19 protein-coding genes, 1 tRNA gene and 1 pseudogene are annotated in these 17654 nt (G+C 41.1%); 6 read left to right on the forward strand and 15 right to left on the reverse strand.

Features of this window, described 5'->3' with window-relative positions; translation table 11 throughout:
* The first annotated feature begins 383 nt into the window (after positions 1 to 383).
* The 4 genes and pseudogenes from BABA_RS22805 to BABA_RS22820 all read left to right on the forward strand — a co-directional run bounded on the left by BABA_RS22805 (position 384) and on the right by BABA_RS22820 (position 3321).
* Positions 384 to 1079: an MgtC/SapB family protein gene (locus BABA_RS22805; RefSeq protein ID WP_007087621.1), complete on the forward strand. Its 696-nt coding sequence runs from the start codon at positions 384 to 386 to the stop codon at positions 1077 to 1079.
* An 85-nt stretch (positions 1080 to 1164) separates the two neighbouring features.
* A tRNA-Ala gene (locus BABA_RS22810) sits at positions 1165 to 1237 on the forward strand.
* A gap of 250 nt (positions 1238 to 1487) precedes the next feature.
* The gene (locus tag BABA_RS22815; protein WP_007087622.1) at positions 1488 to 1814 is read left to right on the forward strand and encodes a DUF485 domain-containing protein; all 327 of its coding nucleotides are present in this window, start codon (positions 1488 to 1490) and stop codon (positions 1812 to 1814) included.
* A pseudogene (locus BABA_RS22820) lies at positions 1814 to 3321 on the forward strand (solute symporter family protein). The gene BABA_RS22815 and the pseudogene BABA_RS22820 overlap by 1 nt, the downstream one beginning before the upstream one ends.
* Before the next feature lie 43 nt (positions 3322 to 3364).
* On the opposite strand, the gene BABA_RS22825 reads toward BABA_RS22820, so the two are convergent.
* Complete coding sequence (locus tag BABA_RS22825; protein WP_007087625.1) at positions 3365 to 4717, reverse strand: DEAD/DEAH box helicase; 1353 nt, start codon at positions 4715 to 4717, stop codon at positions 3365 to 3367.
* A gap of 171 nt (positions 4718 to 4888) precedes the next feature.
* On the opposite strand from BABA_RS22825, the gene BABA_RS22830 reads away from it, so the two are divergent.
* Entirely contained in the window at positions 4889 to 5461 is a 573-nt protein-coding gene (locus BABA_RS22830; RefSeq protein WP_007087626.1) for an RBBP9/YdeN family alpha/beta hydrolase, read from the forward strand.
* A 65-nt stretch (positions 5462 to 5526) separates the two neighbouring features.
* Here BABA_RS22830 and BABA_RS22835 read toward each other — a convergent pair whose 3' ends face one another.
* From BABA_RS22835 to BABA_RS22855, 5 genes are read right to left on the reverse strand one after another with little or no spacing between them, the layout of a single operon-like run.
* Positions 5527 to 5979 carry an OsmC family protein gene (locus tag BABA_RS22835; RefSeq protein WP_007087627.1) on the reverse strand — a complete coding sequence of 151 codons (453 nt, stop codon included), beginning with the start codon at positions 5977 to 5979 and terminating at the stop codon, positions 5527 to 5529.
* Positions 5980 to 5991: 12 nt separating this feature from the next.
* On the reverse strand, positions 5992 to 7161 hold the full coding sequence (locus tag BABA_RS22840; protein ID WP_007087628.1) for a cobalamin-independent methionine synthase II family protein: 1170 nt from the start codon (positions 7159 to 7161) through the stop codon (positions 5992 to 5994).
* Between the two features lie 16 nt (positions 7162 to 7177).
* Entirely contained in the window at positions 7178 to 7891 is a 714-nt protein-coding gene (locus BABA_RS22845; protein WP_007087629.1) for a sulfurtransferase TusA family protein, read from the reverse strand.
* 15 nt (positions 7892 to 7906) lie between these two features.
* The gene (locus BABA_RS22850; RefSeq protein ID WP_007087630.1) at positions 7907 to 8269 is read right to left on the reverse strand and encodes a DsrE family protein; all 363 of its coding nucleotides are present in this window, start codon (positions 8267 to 8269) and stop codon (positions 7907 to 7909) included.
* A gap of 45 nt (positions 8270 to 8314) precedes the next feature.
* The gene (locus tag BABA_RS22855; RefSeq protein WP_007087631.1) at positions 8315 to 8548 is read right to left on the reverse strand and encodes a sulfurtransferase TusA family protein; all 234 of its coding nucleotides are present in this window, start codon (positions 8546 to 8548) and stop codon (positions 8315 to 8317) included.
* A gap of 151 nt (positions 8549 to 8699) precedes the next feature.
* Here BABA_RS22855 and BABA_RS22860 point away from each other — a divergent pair, with 151 nt between their 5' ends.
* Positions 8700 to 9584, forward strand: a complete 885-nt coding sequence (locus BABA_RS22860) for a selenium metabolism-associated LysR family transcriptional regulator (RefSeq protein ID WP_007087632.1) — start codon at positions 8700 to 8702, stop codon at positions 9582 to 9584.
* An 83-nt stretch (positions 9585 to 9667) separates the two neighbouring features.
* On the opposite strand, the gene BABA_RS22865 is transcribed toward BABA_RS22860, so the two are convergent.
* From BABA_RS22865 to BABA_RS22905, 9 genes are all read right to left on the reverse strand, one after another.
* Positions 9668 to 11149, reverse strand: coding sequence for an acyl-CoA synthetase (locus BABA_RS22865; RefSeq protein ID WP_007087633.1), 1482 nt, complete (start codon positions 11147 to 11149; stop codon positions 9668 to 9670).
* A 117-nt stretch (positions 11150 to 11266) separates the two neighbouring features.
* Positions 11267 to 12007: a 3-oxoacyl-ACP reductase FabG gene (fabG, locus tag BABA_RS22870; protein ID WP_007087634.1), complete on the reverse strand. Its 741-nt coding sequence runs from the start codon at positions 12005 to 12007 to the stop codon at positions 11267 to 11269.
* 3 nt (positions 12008 to 12010) lie between these two features.
* Entirely contained in the window at positions 12011 to 12901 is an 891-nt protein-coding gene (phaZ, locus tag BABA_RS22875; protein ID WP_040347340.1) for an intracellular short-chain-length polyhydroxyalkanoate depolymerase, read from the reverse strand.
* A 2-nt stretch (positions 12902 to 12903) separates the two neighbouring features.
* Positions 12904 to 13917: a 3-oxoacyl-ACP synthase gene (locus BABA_RS22880; RefSeq protein WP_040347341.1), complete on the reverse strand. Its 1014-nt coding sequence runs from the start codon at positions 13915 to 13917 to the stop codon at positions 12904 to 12906.
* 17 nt (positions 13918 to 13934) lie between these two features.
* Positions 13935 to 14114 (reverse strand): hypothetical protein, encoded by a 180-nt coding sequence (locus BABA_RS22885; protein ID WP_040347337.1) that lies wholly within the window; start codon positions 14112 to 14114, stop codon positions 13935 to 13937.
* A 12-nt stretch (positions 14115 to 14126) separates the two neighbouring features.
* On the reverse strand, positions 14127 to 15125 hold the full coding sequence (locus BABA_RS22890) for a branched-chain amino acid ABC transporter permease (RefSeq protein ID WP_007087637.1): 999 nt from the start codon (positions 15123 to 15125) through the stop codon (positions 14127 to 14129).
* 4 nt (positions 15126 to 15129) lie between these two features.
* Positions 15130 to 15990: a branched-chain amino acid ABC transporter permease gene (locus tag BABA_RS22895; protein ID WP_007087638.1), complete on the reverse strand. Its 861-nt coding sequence runs from the start codon at positions 15988 to 15990 to the stop codon at positions 15130 to 15132.
* Positions 15991 to 16007: 17 nt separating this feature from the next.
* Positions 16008 to 16715 (reverse strand): ABC transporter ATP-binding protein, encoded by a 708-nt coding sequence (locus tag BABA_RS22900; RefSeq protein WP_007087639.1) that lies wholly within the window; start codon positions 16713 to 16715, stop codon positions 16008 to 16010.
* On the reverse strand, positions 16693 to 17466 hold the full coding sequence (locus tag BABA_RS22905; RefSeq protein ID WP_007087640.1) for an ABC transporter ATP-binding protein: 774 nt from the start codon (positions 17464 to 17466) through the stop codon (positions 16693 to 16695). The genes BABA_RS22900 and BABA_RS22905 overlap by 23 nt, the downstream gene beginning before the upstream one ends.
* Positions 17467 to 17654 lie beyond the last annotated feature (188 nt).

Consider the following 17654-nt stretch of genomic DNA (forward strand, 5'->3'; position numbering starts at 1 on the left):
TTGGCTTAGTTTCTTAATAGTAACTAAAAATATTGTTTGTTGACGTTTTTGTTTGTTTAGTTTTCAAAGAACAAATGTCTCTGCCGCCAAAAGCGACTTCATTAATGTATCATACCCAACATCTTCATGTCAACAACTTTTTAAATTTCTTTTTTCGCTGTTTGACTTTCTCTCGATGAGGACGAGATTTAATATAACATGATAAAGAAATGTTTGCAATATAATTTTTAAAGTTTTTTAACATACATTTATCTATCCCCCATTTATAATATAAAATTAAAGTAGGTTAAACACATAAAACAAACTAATATTGTATATGTAATAGGAGATAGAGGTTTTCGTACATTAGAAACAACTAACTATATAATTGGACGTGAATTAGTATGAGTAATGCGGATGTCGATATTTTAATAAAGCTTGGTATTTCTGCTATTTTTGGCCTTATCATTGGTCTTGAACGTGAGTTAAAGAGAAAGCCGGTTGGTCTTAAGACAAGTCTTGTTATTTCCGTTGTAAGCTGTTTGTTGACAATTGTCTCCATTCAGTCTGCCTATATGTTTCCAGACTCAGGTGAGGTAAAGATTACAATGGATCCACTTAGGCTTGCAGCACAAATTGTCTCAGGGATTGGCTTTTTAGGTGCCGGTGTCATATTAAGACGAGGGAATGACAGTATTTCAGGTTTAACAACGGCTGCTATGATCTGGGGAGCAGCTGGGATTGGAATTGCAGTAGGTGCAGGATTTTATTTAGAGGCATTTGCAGGAGTAGCCTTATTAATTATTAGTGTAGAACTAGTTCCTTTTTTAATGAAACTGTTTGGTCCAAAACAATTACGGGAAAAAGAAATCACGCTCCAGCTTTTTATTAGAGACCAAGCTCAGATTGATACAACTATTACATTTTTACTTGAGAAAAAGTATATTATTCGCAGGCTTCGAATCAAAGATTTAGATAACGGGGATCATTTGGTGCAAATATTAGTCGCGGTTGATTACCGTGAGAAGACTACTGAAGTTTATGCGACTGTTTCTGCGTTAGATGGTGTTCAGAAGGTAGAAATTGAAAGTATGAGCTAATAGAGAAATTTTATTCACTTTCCCAAAATTTCCTCTTGCAAGAATTTTATATTCCGGATATAATTCTTCTTGTAACAAAAATATCGGGGGCTTAGCTCAGCTGGGAGAGTGCTTGCATGGCATGCAAGAGGTCAGGGGTTCGATCCCCCTAGTCTCCATAATCCGAAAACCTTCGCGTAGCGAGGGTTTTCTTTTTTTATTCCTGGATGTCTTTGAAAGATAAATATATTTTCCTGTTTTTTGGATTTAAAAATTTAGAAAAGTCTGCATTCAGGGAGGTGATCTGTTAAATTTGTCCGTCCTGTTAGCTCCAAACTAGTTTTTCCTCATCTTATGTCCAATCAATTAAGTCTTTTCATTTTACCTCATGTTTAAGCACTGTTTTTATTATGAGAGGGGGGCGCTTCCATGGAGGCACAAAAACCCAAGGACTATTCTGAAAGCGATTACAGTTCAATTGCTCAATCACCATCATTTCAAGCATTACTCTCCGAAAAGAAAAAATTTATTATTCCAATCACTATTTTCTTTTTTTGCTTTTATTTCGCACTACCTATATTAACTTCCTATTCAACCGTACTAAATCATAAGTTTATTGGCAGTATAACATGGGCATGGGTTTTTGCATTCTTACAATTCGTTATGACATGGGGCTTGTGCATGCTTTACTCAAAGAAAGCGGCAAAATTTGATGAATTGGCGAATAAAGTTGTTCAAGAAGGGGTGAAGATCTAATGAACACTCCAGCTTTTATTATGTTTCTTGGGATCGTGTTTGTAACGTTAATCCTTACATATTTTGCTTCTAAGAAAACGAAAAATGCAAGTGAATTTTATACAGCAGGCGGCGGACTGACAGGCTGGCAAAATGGACTGGCTATCGCTGGTGATTATATGTCTGCAGCTTCATTCCTTGGAATTGCCGGTGCTATTGCCTTAACAGGTTTTGATGGATTTTTCTATAGTATCGGTTTCCTTGTAGCTTACCTCGTTGTTCTTTATTTAGTGGCTGAGCCACTCCGGAATCTTGGAAAATATACATTTGCTGATATGATTGCAGCCCGTTTCAATGCTAAAAAGATTCGCGGATTTGCAGCAATGAATACGGTAACCATCTCGATCTTTTATATGATTGCGCAGCTTGTAGGAGCCGGTGCACTTATTAAATTATTATTAGGCTTATCCTACACAACCTCTGTATTAATCGTTGGCGTCTTAATGACTGTATATGTTATTTTTGGCGGTATGCATGCCACTAGCTGGGTGCAAATTATTAAAGCAGTGCTTTTAATGGGTGGAACTTTAATCATTTCGATGATTGTGTTTGCTAAGTTTAATTGGAGCATAACTGATATGTTTGCCCAAATGAAAACCGCAACACCTTTGAAGGAATCGGACTTGATACAATTTCATTAAATATGGGATTAGTACTTGGGACAGCAGGATTACCACACATTCTCGTCCGCTTCTTTACTGTAAAAGATGCGAAAACAGCTCGTTCCTCCGTTGTTTATGCGACATGGATTATCGGAATTTTTTATGTAATGACTATTTTCCTTGGTTTTGGTGCAGCAGCCTTTGTCGGCAATTCTGAAATTGTTGCCGCTAACCCTGCTGGAAATATGGCTGCTCCACTTTTAGCAAAAGCAATTGGCGGTAATATGTTATTCGCTTTTATATCCGCTGTAGCTTTTGCGACCATTCTAGCAGTTGTAGCAGGCCTTGTTCTGACAGCAGCATCTGCTTTTGCTCATGATTTTTATAACGAGATCCTCCGCAAAGGAAAAGCAACGGAAAAGCAGCAAGTTAGTATGGCGCGCTGGGCGGCAATTGATGTTTCCGTCATTTCCATTATTCTTGCATTAGGAGCGCAGACACTTAATGTTGCCTTCCTTGTATCACTTGCTTTCGCAGTTGCTGCAAGTGCTAACTTACCAGTTATCATTTATACCATCTATTGGAAACGATTTAATACGACTGGTGCTGTCTGGGCGATGGTCGTTGGATTGATCTCTGCCATTGGATTAGTAATAATCAGCCCGAACGTTTTCAGCCCTGAAGTTGGAAAAGCTATTTTTGTCGGTAATCCAATCTTCCCTTATACCACACCAGGCATCGTTTCTATTCCGCTCGGATTCCTTGCAGGATACCTGGGAACAATCTTCTCTAGTCAAAAGGCTGATGTGAAAAAATATGAGGAAGTGCTGGTTAAGTCAAACACTGGAATTGGAATAAATAGCTAAACAGCAAAATGGGACTGAAATGAACTTCAGTCCCATTTTTGATCTATTTTTTTCTTCTTGTAGTTGCTCTTGATGAATTTCTTCCGGATTTAATGGTTTGATTGCCAGATTGTCTACCTTGTTGTTTAGGCTGGAAATTCCCTTTTCGTTCATCTCTAGGATCTGTTTTGCTCCTATTTCGATTGTCTCTTCCTTGCTTTTCTCTTCCCTGGCTGCGGTTTTCGTTTTGACCTTGTGGACGAACCTTCCTAGCATCCCTCGAGGTTTCTTTTTCCTTATTTGGGTCAACCAGGTTTTGTTTTTGAATCGTTATCTTAAGGTCTTTTTCAATTAACTCAAGTGCTGACTTATCTTTTGCAGCGTATAATGTAATCGCCAAGCCAGTCATCCCTGCCCTGCCGGTACGTCCAATACGATGGATATAACTTTCTGAATCCTCGGGAATATCATAGTTGAACACATGTGTGACACCTTCAACATCAAGCCCCCTGGCAGCTACATCGGTTGCAACCAGTAACTGGATCTCTGCATCCCTAAAACGCTTCATTACTTGTTCCCTTTTTGCCTGTGACAGATCGCCATGCAATTCATCACTGGGAAATCCGTGGGCTTTCAACGCATCATAAAGTTTACTCACTCTTCGTTTCGTTCGGCAGAAGATTACTGCCAAAAAAGGTCGATGTGTTTCGATGAGGTCAATAAGCGTTTCTTGTTTTGCCCGGTCTGTCGTATGAATTGCCATCTGCTTCACATTTTCGGCAGGACCTTGCGTTTTTTCAATTTGAATGTATTCAGGATCACGCATATGCTTTGCGGCTAATTTCCGGATTTCTGGCGGCATCGTGGCCGAAAACAACATGGTTTGCCGAGTTACCGGTGTTTCCCGAATAATATCCTCAACTTCGCCAAGAAACCCAATATGCAGCATTTGATCTGCTTCATCTAGGACAAGGAAAGAAATTTCTGACAATCGGACCGTTTCTCTCCTAATATGATCTAACAGCCTTCCAGGTGTCCCCACGACAATTTGCGGATTTCGTTTTAATTTCTTCAACTGTTTATCCACATCTTGCCCGCCGTAAGCAGCTAATACAGCTACTCCAGGTAGATCAGCAATCAATTTTTCAATTTCAGCCGTTATTTGCAAGGCCAATTCTCTTGTCGGAGTGACAATGAGCGCCTGAATATGTGCTGCATCCTTATCAATTTTTTCAAGAATCGGCAGGATAAAGGCAAATGTTTTCCCTGTACCGGTTTGCGCCTGGGCAATAATATCGTTACCATTCATCACAAATGGAATCGCTTGTTCTTGGATTGGTGTCGGTTTTGCGACTCCATAGCCGCGTAATTGATTAACGACGGTTTCCGAAATACCTAATGATAAAAAATCTGACAAAAAAACCCCTACTTTCTAAAATACCTATCCATTTATATTGATGGTTTATCGTTTTAAATGCAAATGTATATTTCACCCATTAGTTGCGCTGTCTGTCAAAAAAGGTTATAATATTAATACCAAGTTAATCAATCGGAATAGTTTATTTGAAACATAAAGGAGGGATTTATGATGGAACAGAGTTTTCTTATCATTCATGGATTAGGGGGAAGCGGAGCTGGTCACTGGCAATCCTGGCTGGCAAAGGAACTAACAAATAGAAATTATCATGTTTGTTACCCTACCTTTTCGAGCTTCGATGCACCAAATAGGGTGGTTTGGCTGGAGGAATTACATGCGGCGATTAAAACCATTCCGGCTAATCATCAGCTCACGGTGGTTACCCACAGTCTCGGATGTTTACTTTGGCTTCATTATGCAGCAAAACATAACAAACTCATTGCTAAACAGGTGATCCTTGTGGCCCCTCCATCTCCGACAGTGATTCTCTCGGAGGCGAAAACTTTTTATCCGGTTCCTTTGAAGAAAAGTAATCTATCAAGAGCCGCGGAGGAGACGCTGTTTATCCATTCAACTAATGACCCATATTGCACTATGAAGGATGCAAAAAGCTATTTAAACTTAGGCTTTCCATCAATTGTATTACCTAATTCCGGGCATATAAATATAGATTCCGGTCATGGCAAATGGCCACAGATTTTAGATTTAAGTCTTAGTTCTGAAAAGGTAGTTTATTCCATTTAAAGGAATGCCCAGTTGAAATTAAATGAAAACAGGAGTGATTGTTTAACAATCACTCCTTTGAACTATTAAGCCATAACCGCTGCTTTCACCCATTGATTTTCAACTGGTATTCCCGCATCTTTTAACGTTCTAAAAACAGGGCACCTTAGGTCAACAGATTCTTGCAATTCATTAATTCGTTCTTGCGGCTCAGAGGTTTCAACAACCGCTTTCACTTTGACTTCTTGGAAATAGGGTTTTACTGTAAGATCCCCCATTAGTCCTGCCAAATCTAAGCTGCCTTCAACATCGAAAGAAATTCCTTGAAGATCAAACTTCATTTCCTGCGCAATTAGTTGCGCCATGACGTTTTCGCAAGCAATTAGTGAGGATAGAAATGTTGAAAGCGGATCGATGGCCGAGTCCTTACCACCAAATGATACCGGTTCATCAATTGCAATGTTATGCTTGCCGGCAACCGCATCGAGGCGCATTCCGTTTCCTTTGCCCTCTACTTTAAAGTCCATCAATTGTCCCATTATTTTCTCCTCCTATTCGTAAATCATTTCCCTAAGCTTCCTTGCTGCCTCTGTCATAACCTTTAATTTTTCGAAAGCAATTTCATCACTATTCATAGGTCTTTGCGCAAATGTTCCAAAGCCGCAATCTGGGTTTAAAAAGATTTTTTCATCAGGCAAATACTTTCTTACCTCTTGAACGCGTTCCACAATTGCCTCGGCGGTTTCGATTGTTTCAGTCCTTGGATTAACAACACCAAATCCAAGCTCTTTTCCGCCAAAGTCACGAATGGCATCAAGCTCCCCGGCACGAGGTGTTGCATATTCCAAAATAAGCTGATCGACATTTACATGTGCAAGATAAGGAATTAACGGATCATACGGACCGCGTAACAGTACCTGTTCCTGGGTACTCCAGTTACCGCGGCATACATGGACACCGATTTTCGATCCCCTGCCCAACATCCCTTCCGTTACCTGATTCATTAAGTCCAGTGCAAAGGTGATTTCTTCTTCTGCATCGGCTTTTGCCGTCAATGCACCGCACATAAACGTCCGGTTGGCATTTTTTTGCGTGAAAACAAGCTCGGTTAGGACCGGCTCGTCAAATTGGACAAAGTCTACGCCGGCAGCAATTAAGTCTTCCATTTCTTCTCTTAATACTTTGATAATGTCAATGGACAAATCCTCTTTTGTCGGGTACGCTTCCTTCGATAATCCCTCAACCCACATCGCTCGGGTTAATAGGTACGGCCCCGGTAAGGTCACTTTAATCGCTTTGTCAGTATGCTTTTTCAAAAATAAATAATCATCAAGTGCCAACGGCTTCTTACGGCTGATTTTTCCGGCAGCTGCAGGGTTTGACATTGAGAATGCCGGCACATCTAATGTTCCAAGGATTTCTTCAAAACTTGCTTTATCCTCAACATATTCAAGCAGTTCTGACACCATCAGCATCCGGACATTATTTAAATGTTCGGCCACAAAGGAGATAAAATTATCACGCCGCTGCTCGCCGTCACAGACTATATCTATGCCTGCTTCTTCCTGCCATTTCAAGCATTGGATTACTGACTTGTCAGCAATTTCCTGAAACTCTGCTTCGCTTATTCTCCCCGCCCGTTTATCGCGCATTGCCCGCTTAACTTCATTTGACCGGGGCCAGCTGCCAATTACGGTGGTAGGAAATTTCGGTAAATTCATATCGGTTCATACCCCCTTAAAACACAATCGCGAGCTTAATATCAATTTTTACTGTTTGGTGAAGAGTTTGAAAGATCGGCGAACGTTCGAGGGTATTAAGCCACACATCCTCGAGTACTGCTTCTGATTCAGGTGATGAGACATAAAAGGTTCCTGTTATCTGATTCAGTTTTGGGCTGCCTTCATCCTCTAATTCCATATGAAAAAGGACGTTTTCAAGCCCTCCTTTTAGAGAAAGCTCCAGATTATCAATCTCGAGATTTCGCTTAGAAGCCTGCGCCTTAAAGCCCACTGTCAAACAGGATCCTAGAGAGGCAAGCAAATAATCAATTGCGCTTGGCGCATGAACCTTTGGACTAAAATCAGCCGGCTGTCCCGCTAAAAGGGTATGATTTCTGGAATGAATTTTAGCGGAAAGATCGTTTTCACCCCGAACACGAACACTCCACTGATAGCCTTTTGCTGCCTCTAAATCCTGCTCCAATTCAACCTGCGCAGATCCTTTACGAATAAAGTACCGTATTGTATTGTCACCAGGTTCCGAACCTAAAAATCCATGATCAACCATTCTGCACCATGCCGGAAGATCCTCAGCCACTGTTCTCTCCCTGCTGCGGACTTCAAGAATTTGACCATCTGACAAAGGATCCATCGCTTTTTTTATAATCAATAACAAGCCAGATCCGCAATCTAAATCCCCGCCATCACAAACCGCATGTGGTGTTTCCATGCTTTTCACCTAATTTTAATAAGTAATCGAAGCTGCACCCTGGCTTAGGAACTCTACTAATTTTGCTCCGCCCACAATCGTTGCACCTTCAATTAAGCTTTCTTCTTCTAATCCGCGCTTTTTAAAGCATGGGCTGCATACCCAAAGGGTCCCACCTGCTTCTACAAACTGATCCATTAACTGCTTTAATGGAGCAAAGCCTTCTTCATGAATTTCCTCAGCATACCCTTTTGAGGCAAGGTAAGCGCCTTCGACATTTAAAAATACAACGGTTTCCTGTCCTGATGCGACTGCGGCATTTGCAACCACAAACCCAACCGTTGCTTTATCAGGATCATTTTTTGCACTTGTTAAACTCACCAAAAATTTACCAGCCATTTTTTTATTCCTCCATTATTTTCGTTTTTATGTAAAAGGTTTAGATTAACCCTTTTCAATAAAGTAGTGGCTTGTTTTGCCAAAATCTCTGCGTTCAAGAAGAGTATGTCTTTGCATTCGGCACCATGCTGGGAGATCCTCTCTTGCACCGGGGTCATAGGAAATGACTTCAATGATTTGACCACTTTCCATTTTCTTTATGGTTAAAAATAGATTCATGATCAATTCTCCACAGCCAGTCGGTCCAGCATCATATAGTAAATCTGGTTCCCATACCATAATTCCCTCTCCCTTCTGAACATTTTCACAAACAATTCATACACATGAGTCTATTTCATTATAGAAAAGTGATAAGCTAATAGAAATACAATTTATCTATTTCACCAATTACTATTAATCGATTATATGAATATATAAGGGGAAGATTCCTATGGATTTGCACCAATTATATGTTTTTACAAAGGTGGTAGAACATAAAAGCTTTTCTAAAGCGGCAGATGATATTTTTCTAAGTCAATCCACGGTTAGCTCCCATATACAAGGATTGGAGAAAACGCTGGGGCTTAGATTATTTGACCGTGTCGGCAGAGAAAGCATTCTTACACCAAATGGAGAACGATTGTATGGCTGGGCGCGTAAACTTTTACTTCTTAAAGACCAAGCATTGCTCGATTTAAAACAGGGGATGATGGAACTTAGAGGAATGATTCGAATTGCCGCCAGTTCGGTACCTGGCCAATTTATGATTCCAAAAATGGTTAAACAATATAGAGAAAAATATCCTGAGGTTATGTTCCATATAAATCAGTCCTCATCAAAAAATGTTGCCGAAAAGGTGCTCAATGGTTCTGTTGATATTGGGATATTAGGTGAAAAATACGAGGATGATAAACTTCGCTATATTCCCTTATTGAAAGAGAAGTTAGTACTGATTACCTCAAATCAGGTGAATTTATCGGGAGATGTTAACATTCAGGACATATTGCAGTACCCTTTTGTAATGCGAAGTTCCGATTCAGGTACAAATGCGCTTCTGGAAAAATTCTTAAAGAACACCCAAATTGCAAAAGACAAATTAAATGTCATATCCTATATCGAGGATGGTCAGAGCTTGATTCAATTTGTCATCCAAGATGTCGGAATCTCCATTATTTCGGAAATAGCTGCAAGAGGTTATGCAAGTAAAAACATGCTTAAGATGTATGATATTAATGGGTTCAATGAAGAAAGGTATTTTTATTTAGTTTACAATATTAATAAAACACAATCGCTTCTATCAAAATTATTTATTGATGGTGCTAGTGATTTGTTTTAGCTGGAAGTTGACCTTAAGGTGTCAGGCCCCGCTTTGGATCTTGCCGAAAAAAGCTAAAAGGGAGAACGTCAATGTTCCCCCTTTTAGCTATGAATGTTCATTTCTTTTAATTTCTTTTTATCAATTTTACCTACATGGGTTTTTGGCAGTTCTTCTAAGCGAATGAATAGTTTTGGAATTTTATAGCGGCCTAGTTTTGACTCACAATATGTTATTAATTCCTCATCTTGGATGCTGTAAGTATGTTTAAAGGTAATGAATGCAGCAACCACTTCACCCCATTTTTCATCAGGCAACCCTAGAACAGCCACTTCGTCAATCGCTGGGTGGGCGGCCAGCCACTGCTCTATTTCAAGTGGATAGACATTTTCACCGCCTGTAATGATCATCTCTTTTTTTCGACCGACAATATAATAGAAGCCTTGTTCATCCCTTTTCGCTAAATCCCCCGTATGAATCCAGCCATCCTTAACTGTTTCCTTTGTTTCCTGTTCATGATTCCAATAAAATGAAAAGGAATGCTTTCCTTTTATTAAAAGTTCTCCGACCTCATTGGGCTCCGTCTCACTGCCATCTGTTTTTACTAGTTTTATTGTATTAAACAGCATTGGTTTGCCGACAGATCCACGGTTCATTTGAGCATCTTCCGGACTAATATAAAAATTGTTAGGCCCCGCTTCTGTCAGCCCGTATCCCTCTTTAAAAGCTAACCCCTTTTTCTGAAAAGCCTCATAAATTTGCATAGGGCATGGTGCAGCTCCTGATAAAAAAATCTTCATACATGGGAAGTCGCTTTTCTGAAATTCGTCTGTTTGAACAAGCGAATGATACATGGTTGGAACTAGGAGTATCGTTGTACAGTTAAATCGATGCAACGTTTCCACCGCTTTTTCTCCTAAAAATGGCTCGCCTATGACAACTGTCCCGCCCATCATGAGGAGTGGAATGCTTAAGGCATTTAGTCCTCCTGTATGAAACATGGGCATATAATTCACCGTCACATCATCTTCCGCTAACCCCCAGCTTAGAATGGTGTTAATCGCATTCCAGAGAATGGATTGATGGCTTAACACCACACCCTTTGGTTTCCCTGTAGTCCCTCCAGTATAAATCATCGCCAGCGGGTCAGTTTCTGAGATTTCCTCGCTAATGGAGTAGGAAACCTGCACTTCGTAATTGGCATCCCCTATTAAAAAGGTACTTACGGTATTTAGTTGTTGGCTTATAGCTTCGAACTCCGGATGAATACCGATTACTTTCGGTGTACAATCCGCCAATATCTCGTTTATTTCATGCATTGATAACCGCCAATTAAGCGGAACGAAGATCGCGCCAATTTTTCCACAGGCAAACAATAAGTCAAAATAGCTAATATGGTTTGGCGATAACAGGGCAACTCGATCACCTTTTTTAACGCCCCGGGTATAAAGCCAGCTTACGGTCGAGTATGCTCGCTTATTCAATTGTTCAAATGTCCAAGCTTTGTTTGTCAATTCATCTATAACGGCAATTTTATTTGGCGATAATCGTGCCCGATTTTCCAGCCAATCCAGTTCCCACCTCACCGACCAATCGCTCCTTCACTACTAGATGGAACTATCTTACACATTTTTAGTTGCGGGGGAGTTACAGAGTGCCATTTCACCACATAAAAAAACGACCCAAAAAGGTCGCTTCAATCATTACATCATGATTCCGCCATCTACATGCAGCACGGTGCCATTTACATAATTTGATTCATCAGATGCCAAGAAAAGATAGGCATTTGCGATATCCTCGGGCTTACCTAATTGTGCAAGTGGCACCATTTGCAGCATTTGTTCCAATACCTTTTCCGGCACTTTCGCGGTCATCCCTGTTTCAATAAATCCAGGGGCTACTGCATTGACAGTAATTCCTTTCCGCCCCAATTCCTTCGCCCATGTTTTCGTCATCCCGATTACACCTGCCTTCGTGGCTGCATAATTCGTCTGCCCGACGTTTCCATAGACACCAGTTACAGAAGATGTGTTAATTATTTTCCCACGACCATTTTCAATCATCGCTGGCAATACAGCCTGTGTACAGTGAAATACACCTGTTAAATTGACATCAAGTACCTGTTGGAAATCTTCAACCGACAACTTTGACAGCATCGCATCTCTTGTGATTCCTGCATTATTAATCAAGATATCAATTTTTCCAAAAGCCCCACGAACCTTTTCCACCATATGATCTACGCTTTGGCGATCCGCTACGTTTACTTGGAAAAAGCTAACATCATAGCCTTCATGCTGCAGCTCACGAGCACGTGCTTCCCCTTGCTCAGCATTAAAATCTGCTATCGCCACCTTCGCACCTTCCATGGCAAACCTCTCGGCAGCAGCAAAGCCGATTCCACCCGCAGCCCCTGTAATGATTGCTACTTTATCTTGTAACCTCATACATTACTCCTCCAAAAATTGTGTCATTGCCTTTAATAATTGCGGGAGATCATCAACTAATGGTGAATGCCCACAATTCTTTAATTCTACAAACTTAGCTTTTTCTCCCAGGTCTTCCACAAGTTCTTTTGTCATCTCTTTTAAAATCACCATATCCCGATCACCTTGCAATACAAGGACAGGGACATCAATTAACTCTACTTTCCCATTCCCATCAACAAGTCCGTTATGGTGACGGCTAATATTAAAGGTATTATTGGCATGATGGATCTCTGCCAAATTCCTCTGTGTTCTCATATCCTGCACATAGTCATCATAAAGTTCCGGGGCAGGTTGATTATGCGTATAAATAACCGCATTCCATATCAGTTTTAATAATTCCACATTATTCGTGTCGTAGGCAGTTTGCACAGGGATCGTTCGAATCAAATCCTGTTTGACCTCTTCATGCAGCGAAAAGCGCCGTGGCACATCCGTTTCATTTATTTTCCCATCAAATGGATAACCGCGCGTCGATTCCGATGCTAATAAAACCAATTTATTACAATAGCCCGGGTAATCAGCGGCAAATTGCATAGCAACGGCACCGCCTGTTGACCAGCCCACTATGGCGAAATCTTTCAAATCAATTTCGTCAACAAATTGCTTCACATCATCAGAGAAATCTTTTATCGACATGACTAGATTGTTATAGCTAGAACCGCCGAAACCGCGCAAATCCACCGCATAAAGCTTATACTTCGCATCCATGTTATCAAGGACGAGATCCCAATGCTTTGATGATGTCATATTACCATGGATTAATAATACCTTTACCTCGCCGCCTTCTCTCTCCCTGTATGTCAATGCTTCTCCATTTGGCAAGTGAACTTCCTTCATCGCCACGTTAGCCATTTTCAAACACCCTTCCCCCATTTAATAGTGGTTGCGCCCCAGGCGTAGCCAATTCCAGCACTGACCAAAACGACAACATCACCGTCTTTGATTTTTCCTTCCTTCAAGGCAAGCTCCAGCGACAATATTTGATCGATTTGACCAATATGTCCGTAGTCTTCTAGATAAATAGATTGCTCTTCGGACAAGCCTAGTTCTTTTAATACATATTCATGGGCCGATTTTTTCATGTGAAGAATCGCCAAATAGGAAAGATCTGCTTCTGGGTAGCCGCTTTTTCGTAAAGATTCACGAATGACTTTTAAAAAATTGTCCATTGATTTTTGCTCTAAACGCTGTTTCATCCCTTCTGGGTCAAGAACATCGAGCTTATTAAGGCGAGAATCAATCGCCTCTTTTGTCATCGGATTCTTCGTACCGCCGGCAACCACTACCACATCCTCCGAAAAAGAACCGTCTGTGATAAGTTCTGTTTCTAATAGAAGATTTTCGTTATGCCCCTTCCGTAAAAGAATCGCGCCTCCCCCGGCACTAAGATTAAACATGAATCGGGTTCTCGGATTCTCGTAATCAATGAAATCCACATTGCGATACCCGCCTGCAAGCAAGACGGTTTTTATAGAAGGGTCAGCCACCATCAAACTTTTTGCTAATTTCAAAGCCATAACGGTCGTTCCGCATCTTAACGCCACATCAAATGCCCAAGCATTCAATGCCCCGACTGCTTCCTGCAGCTTAATTCCAGCCGTCCAAAGTGGGTACTCCTTATGTTCTTCACCAATATAAATGACAAGATTGATTTCCAATGGATCAATGCCAGCCTTTGCGATAGCTTTTTTCGCAGCGGCAATTCCCATTTCACATGTATGATCGCTAGAACCTGGGACATATTTTTTCTTGATTCCCATTTTCTCTTCGACAACCCTAACAGGGATACCTGCCAGCTCTGCAATCTCTTTTCCTGTTAAAAATTCCTCAGGAAGATAAATTCCGGTGCTCAAAATTCCAATTTGCATATCCATCACCTGCTCACCTATGCTTCCTCTGCCTTTTCCTCCATAAATTCCAGCGCTTCTGCAATCGACTCAAATAACGTCTCCCGCTCTTCTTGGACATGCGTTACCTTTATTCTCCATTGTTTTTTGCCTGTACCTTTCTCGATTGCGGCAAGTTGAAACCGAACGACGAAGGAAGTAATTTGATTGATATCCATGTGTTCCCCCCTCTAACCCGCAATCTTTTCTTCTTTTTTAACAGCAGGTTGTTTTTTTCGTTTCCATGTAAGCGAGCTTAAAGTGCCGACAATCCCTCTTGGGAAAAACATCACGACTAAAATATAAATAATGCCAAAGAAAATAATCCAGCGCTCAAAGATCCAATGCTCTTTCGCCAGTTCTGTCAGCCAATGATGGGCAAACTCTATTAAACCTGCTCCAATCATGGCACCGACTAATGTTCCCACACCACCAATAATTGTCATTAATAAAGCATCCAAGGTGATATCCATTGCAAACACACTTGTATTTACAAATCGAAGCGAAATAGCGTACAAAATTCCAGCGATGCCTGCTAATACACCGGAAACCACACTTGCAGCAATTTTATAATGGAGTACATGGAACCCTAATGACTCCGTTCGTTGTTCATTTTCCCTAACCGCCTGAAGAACCCGGCCAAGCGGGGAATTGGTAAACCGTTTTAGAATTAGAAATACTACAACCATGACAATCAAACAAAGCAGGTAAAAATTAGTCCGGTCAATCAACAATTCCGGGACGCGAAAGGTGAAGCCATCATTTCCATAAGTCATCGTCCGCCATTTTTCCGCCAGTACAAGAAAAAGTCCTGATAACGATAAGGTTAGCATGGCATAGAAATGACTTTTTAAACGAAGAGTGAGTAATCCAACAATAAAACTGACGATTGCGGTTAGCACAATTGTTGTCAGCACGGCTAAAAAGAAATACCCAAGCGTTGGTTCAAACCGTTTCATAAAAATCCCCATCGTATACGCCCCAATGCCAAAAAACATCGCATGCCCAAAGGAAACGATTCCTGTAAATCCCAACAACAAGTCATAACTCATCGCGAAAATCGAAAAAACAAACACCTGTGTTAATAAAATTAATAAGTTTCTTGATTCATAGACAAACGGCAAAAGGAGCAAAAAAGCGGCAATGACTAAAATGATACCCGTCATTCTATTTCCTTGAATCCATCGCATCTTCTCACCCCCTCGCTCCAAATAATCCCTGCGGTCGAATAATTAACACAATCGCCATTAGGAGCATATTTACTGCCAATGATAGATCTGGAACATAATAAGCCATAAATGAACCAGAAAGCCCAACCAGGATCGCCGCTAACACAGAACCTTTGAAATTCCCCATCCCCCCGATGACAACGACAATGAATGCCAGAATTGCGAATTCCATTCCCATACCGGCATGGATGACACCGGAATACGGCCCGAGAAGCACACCACCAAGCGCCGCCATTCCTGCACCAATCATAAAAACAAACATAAACACCCTTTGAATATTGATTCCAAGTGCCTGCACCATTTCTTTATTCATTACTCCCGCTCTGACAACAAGGCCAATTTTGGTTTTTTTAAGCACATATTGCACACCGGCAAAAATAAGAAATCCAACAAAAATAATAAATACCCGGTACTTGATGATAATGACGCCGCCCAGTTCCCAGCTTCCCTTTAAATAATTTGGAGGCGATGCCGTGATTTGATTGGGTCCCCAAATGACTTTCAACATTTCGGATAAAACAAGCATCAGGCCAAGTGTGATTAATATCTGCTGTACATGGTTTCCATAAACTGGTTTAATAATCCATCTTTCAGTGATAATTCCGAGCAGAAATCCGGTCAAAACTGCACCTAAAATCCCGATGATAAAGCTATTTGTCTGCGAATAAATCCAAAGACCACTATAAGCACCCCAAGCAAATAGCCCGCCGTGTGCAAAATTCAGCACGTCCATTAAGCCGAAAATCAGCGTTAAGCCGGCAGCCAATAAAAAAATCAGCATCCCGGTTGCCAAGCCATTTAAGGTTAAATTGATGATTAAATCCATTAGGATGTCCTCCTTTCTTACGCAATCCCTAAGTATTTCCGTTTCATTTCTTCATTTTCTTTTAATTGCTTCATTGTGCCATGACTGACGGTCCGGCCATCGTCAATGATGTAAAAACAATCGCCAATCGTGCTAGCCATCATGAAATTTTGCTCCACTAACACGATGGTGGTCTGATCCTTCATTTGTAAGATTGATTCCATTACCTTCTCGACAACGATAGGTGCCAAGCCTTTACTTGGCTCATCAATTAACAACAGTTCGTTTTCGTTCACATAAGCTCTTGCGATGGAAAGCATTTGTTTCTGCCCGCCGCTTAGGAGACCTCCTGGTTTTTTCCAGAACTTTTTCAAGTCAGGGAAAAGGTTTATAATCCACTCCATACGTTTTGCTGTTTCTTCATTTTCATTTTGAATCGCAACTCGCATATTTTCCTCCACCGTTAATCCAGCAAAAATCCCCTGATCCTCGGGAACATAGCCGATGCCTTTTTTCGCAACGCTATAAGTCGGCAAGGATTGGATTGATTCGCCTTTGAACGTAATACTTCCATTTGAAGCAGGATTTAGCCCCATAATCGTTCGTAAAGTCGTTGTTTTCCCGGCTCCATTTCTTCCAAGCAGGACGGTAACTTCGCCTTTTTTCACTTCAAAGGAAACGCCTTGGAGAATGTGGTATTGTCCAATATGAGTTTCTACATTATCAAGTTTCAACAGGTCGCTCATCGTATTGACCTCCTAAATAGGCAGACTGAACGGTTTCATTTTTCATAATTTCTTCCGGAGTTCCGTCTGCCAGCAATCTTCCATTAAAAAGAACCATCACCGAATCCGATAAATCGAGGATCATATCCATCTTGTGCTCTATCAGAATAATCGTCCGGTTCCCTTGTTCCTTTATTCTTCTAATTACCTCCAAAATGGCTGGAACTTCTTCTAGTGACATCCCAGCTGTTGGTTCGTCTAGTAAAAGAACTTCTGTCTCAAGCGCCAGCAGCATCGCGATTTCAAGCTTTCGCTTTTCGCCATGGGCTAAATTGCTTGCTAATGAATCCTTTTTATCTTCTAACAGGACAAGCTTGAGCCACTCTAATGCCTTGTCTTCAAATGCACGGTATTTTTTATAATGAAACAGCATTTGGTAGCGGACACCTGCCTGCGATTGGACTGCTAATCTTACATTCTCTAATACTGTTAAATTAGGGAATACATTGGTAATTTGAAAGGAACGGCCAATCCCTTCCCTTGTGCGGTTTGTCGGCGAAAATTTCGTGATATCCTTTCCACGATAAAAGATCTTTCCTTGAGTTGGAGTTAATTGACCGCTAAGGAGATTAAAAAAGGTTGTTTTTCCGGCACCATTTGGCCCGATAATCGACTTAAAATGTTTCTCCGGAACAGAAATACTGACACCATCCACGGCGGTATGACCGCCAAAGGTAATGGATAGGTCGCTTGTTTCAATGAGGGTAGACATTTTCTTTTCACCACCTAAGGTTTAAACTTTAAAAAATAAGGAAGAGGGTGACCGTGTTTTAGGTCTAACCCCCGTCATTTTTCTTGTTATCAACTTTGAGAATTTTCCAGCTCCAGCACCCTAGCGGCTAGTGTCCTTCGCTCTCCGCCCTACGATAAGTCAACATCAGCAGCGAAGCTCACCGTGTT

Origin of the sequence: Neobacillus bataviensis LMG 21833, from assembly GCF_000307875.1 — a bacterium.
Lineage (GTDB): Bacteria > Bacillota > Bacilli > Bacillales > Cytobacillaceae > Neobacillus > Neobacillus bataviensis.

Excerpts from the sequence above, each read along its gene's own strand:
- BABA_RS22805 (WP_007087621.1), top strand. The coding sequence starts at position 384 with ATGAGTAATGCGGATGTCGATATTTTAATAAAGCTTGGTATTTCTGCT.
- BABA_RS22815 (WP_007087622.1), top strand. The coding sequence starts at position 1,488 with ATGGAGGCACAAAAACCCAAGGACTATTCTGAAAGCGATTACAGTTCA.
- BABA_RS22830 (WP_007087626.1), top strand. The coding sequence starts at position 4,889 with ATGGAACAGAGTTTTCTTATCATTCATGGATTAGGGGGAAGCGGAGCT.
- BABA_RS22835 (WP_007087627.1), bottom strand. The coding sequence starts at position 5,979 with ATGGGACAATTGATGGACTTTAAAGTAGAGGGCAAAGGAAACGGAATG.
- BABA_RS22840 (WP_007087628.1), bottom strand. The coding sequence starts at position 7,161 with ATGAATTTACCGAAATTTCCTACCACCGTAATTGGCAGCTGGCCCCGG.
- BABA_RS22845 (WP_007087629.1), bottom strand. The coding sequence starts at position 7,891 with ATGGAAACACCACATGCGGTTTGTGATGGCGGGGATTTAGATTGCGGA.
- BABA_RS22850 (WP_007087630.1), bottom strand. The coding sequence starts at position 8,269 with ATGGCTGGTAAATTTTTGGTGAGTTTAACAAGTGCAAAAAATGATCCT.
- BABA_RS22855 (WP_007087631.1), bottom strand. The coding sequence starts at position 8,548 with ATGGTATGGGAACCAGATTTACTATATGATGCTGGACCGACTGGCTGT.
- BABA_RS22860 (WP_007087632.1), top strand. The coding sequence starts at position 8,700 with ATGGATTTGCACCAATTATATGTTTTTACAAAGGTGGTAGAACATAAA.
- fabG (WP_007087634.1), bottom strand. The coding sequence starts at position 12,007 with ATGAGGTTACAAGATAAAGTAGCAATCATTACAGGGGCTGCGGGTGGA.
- phaZ (WP_040347340.1), bottom strand. The coding sequence starts at position 12,901 with ATGGCTAACGTGGCGATGAAGGAAGTTCACTTGCCAAATGGAGAAGCA.
- BABA_RS22880 (WP_040347341.1), bottom strand. The coding sequence starts at position 13,917 with ATGCAAATTGGAATTTTGAGCACCGGAATTTATCTTCCTGAGGAATTT.
- BABA_RS22885 (WP_040347337.1), bottom strand. The coding sequence starts at position 14,114 with ATGGATATCAATCAAATTACTTCCTTCGTCGTTCGGTTTCAACTTGCC.
- BABA_RS22890 (WP_007087637.1), bottom strand. The coding sequence starts at position 15,125 with ATGCGATGGATTCAAGGAAATAGAATGACGGGTATCATTTTAGTCATT.
- BABA_RS22895 (WP_007087638.1), bottom strand. The coding sequence starts at position 15,990 with ATGGATTTAATCATCAATTTAACCTTAAATGGCTTGGCAACCGGGATG.
- BABA_RS22900 (WP_007087639.1), bottom strand. The coding sequence starts at position 16,715 with ATGAGCGACCTGTTGAAACTTGATAATGTAGAAACTCATATTGGACAA.
- BABA_RS22905 (WP_007087640.1), bottom strand. The coding sequence starts at position 17,466 with ATGTCTACCCTCATTGAAACAAGCGACCTATCCATTACCTTTGGCGGT.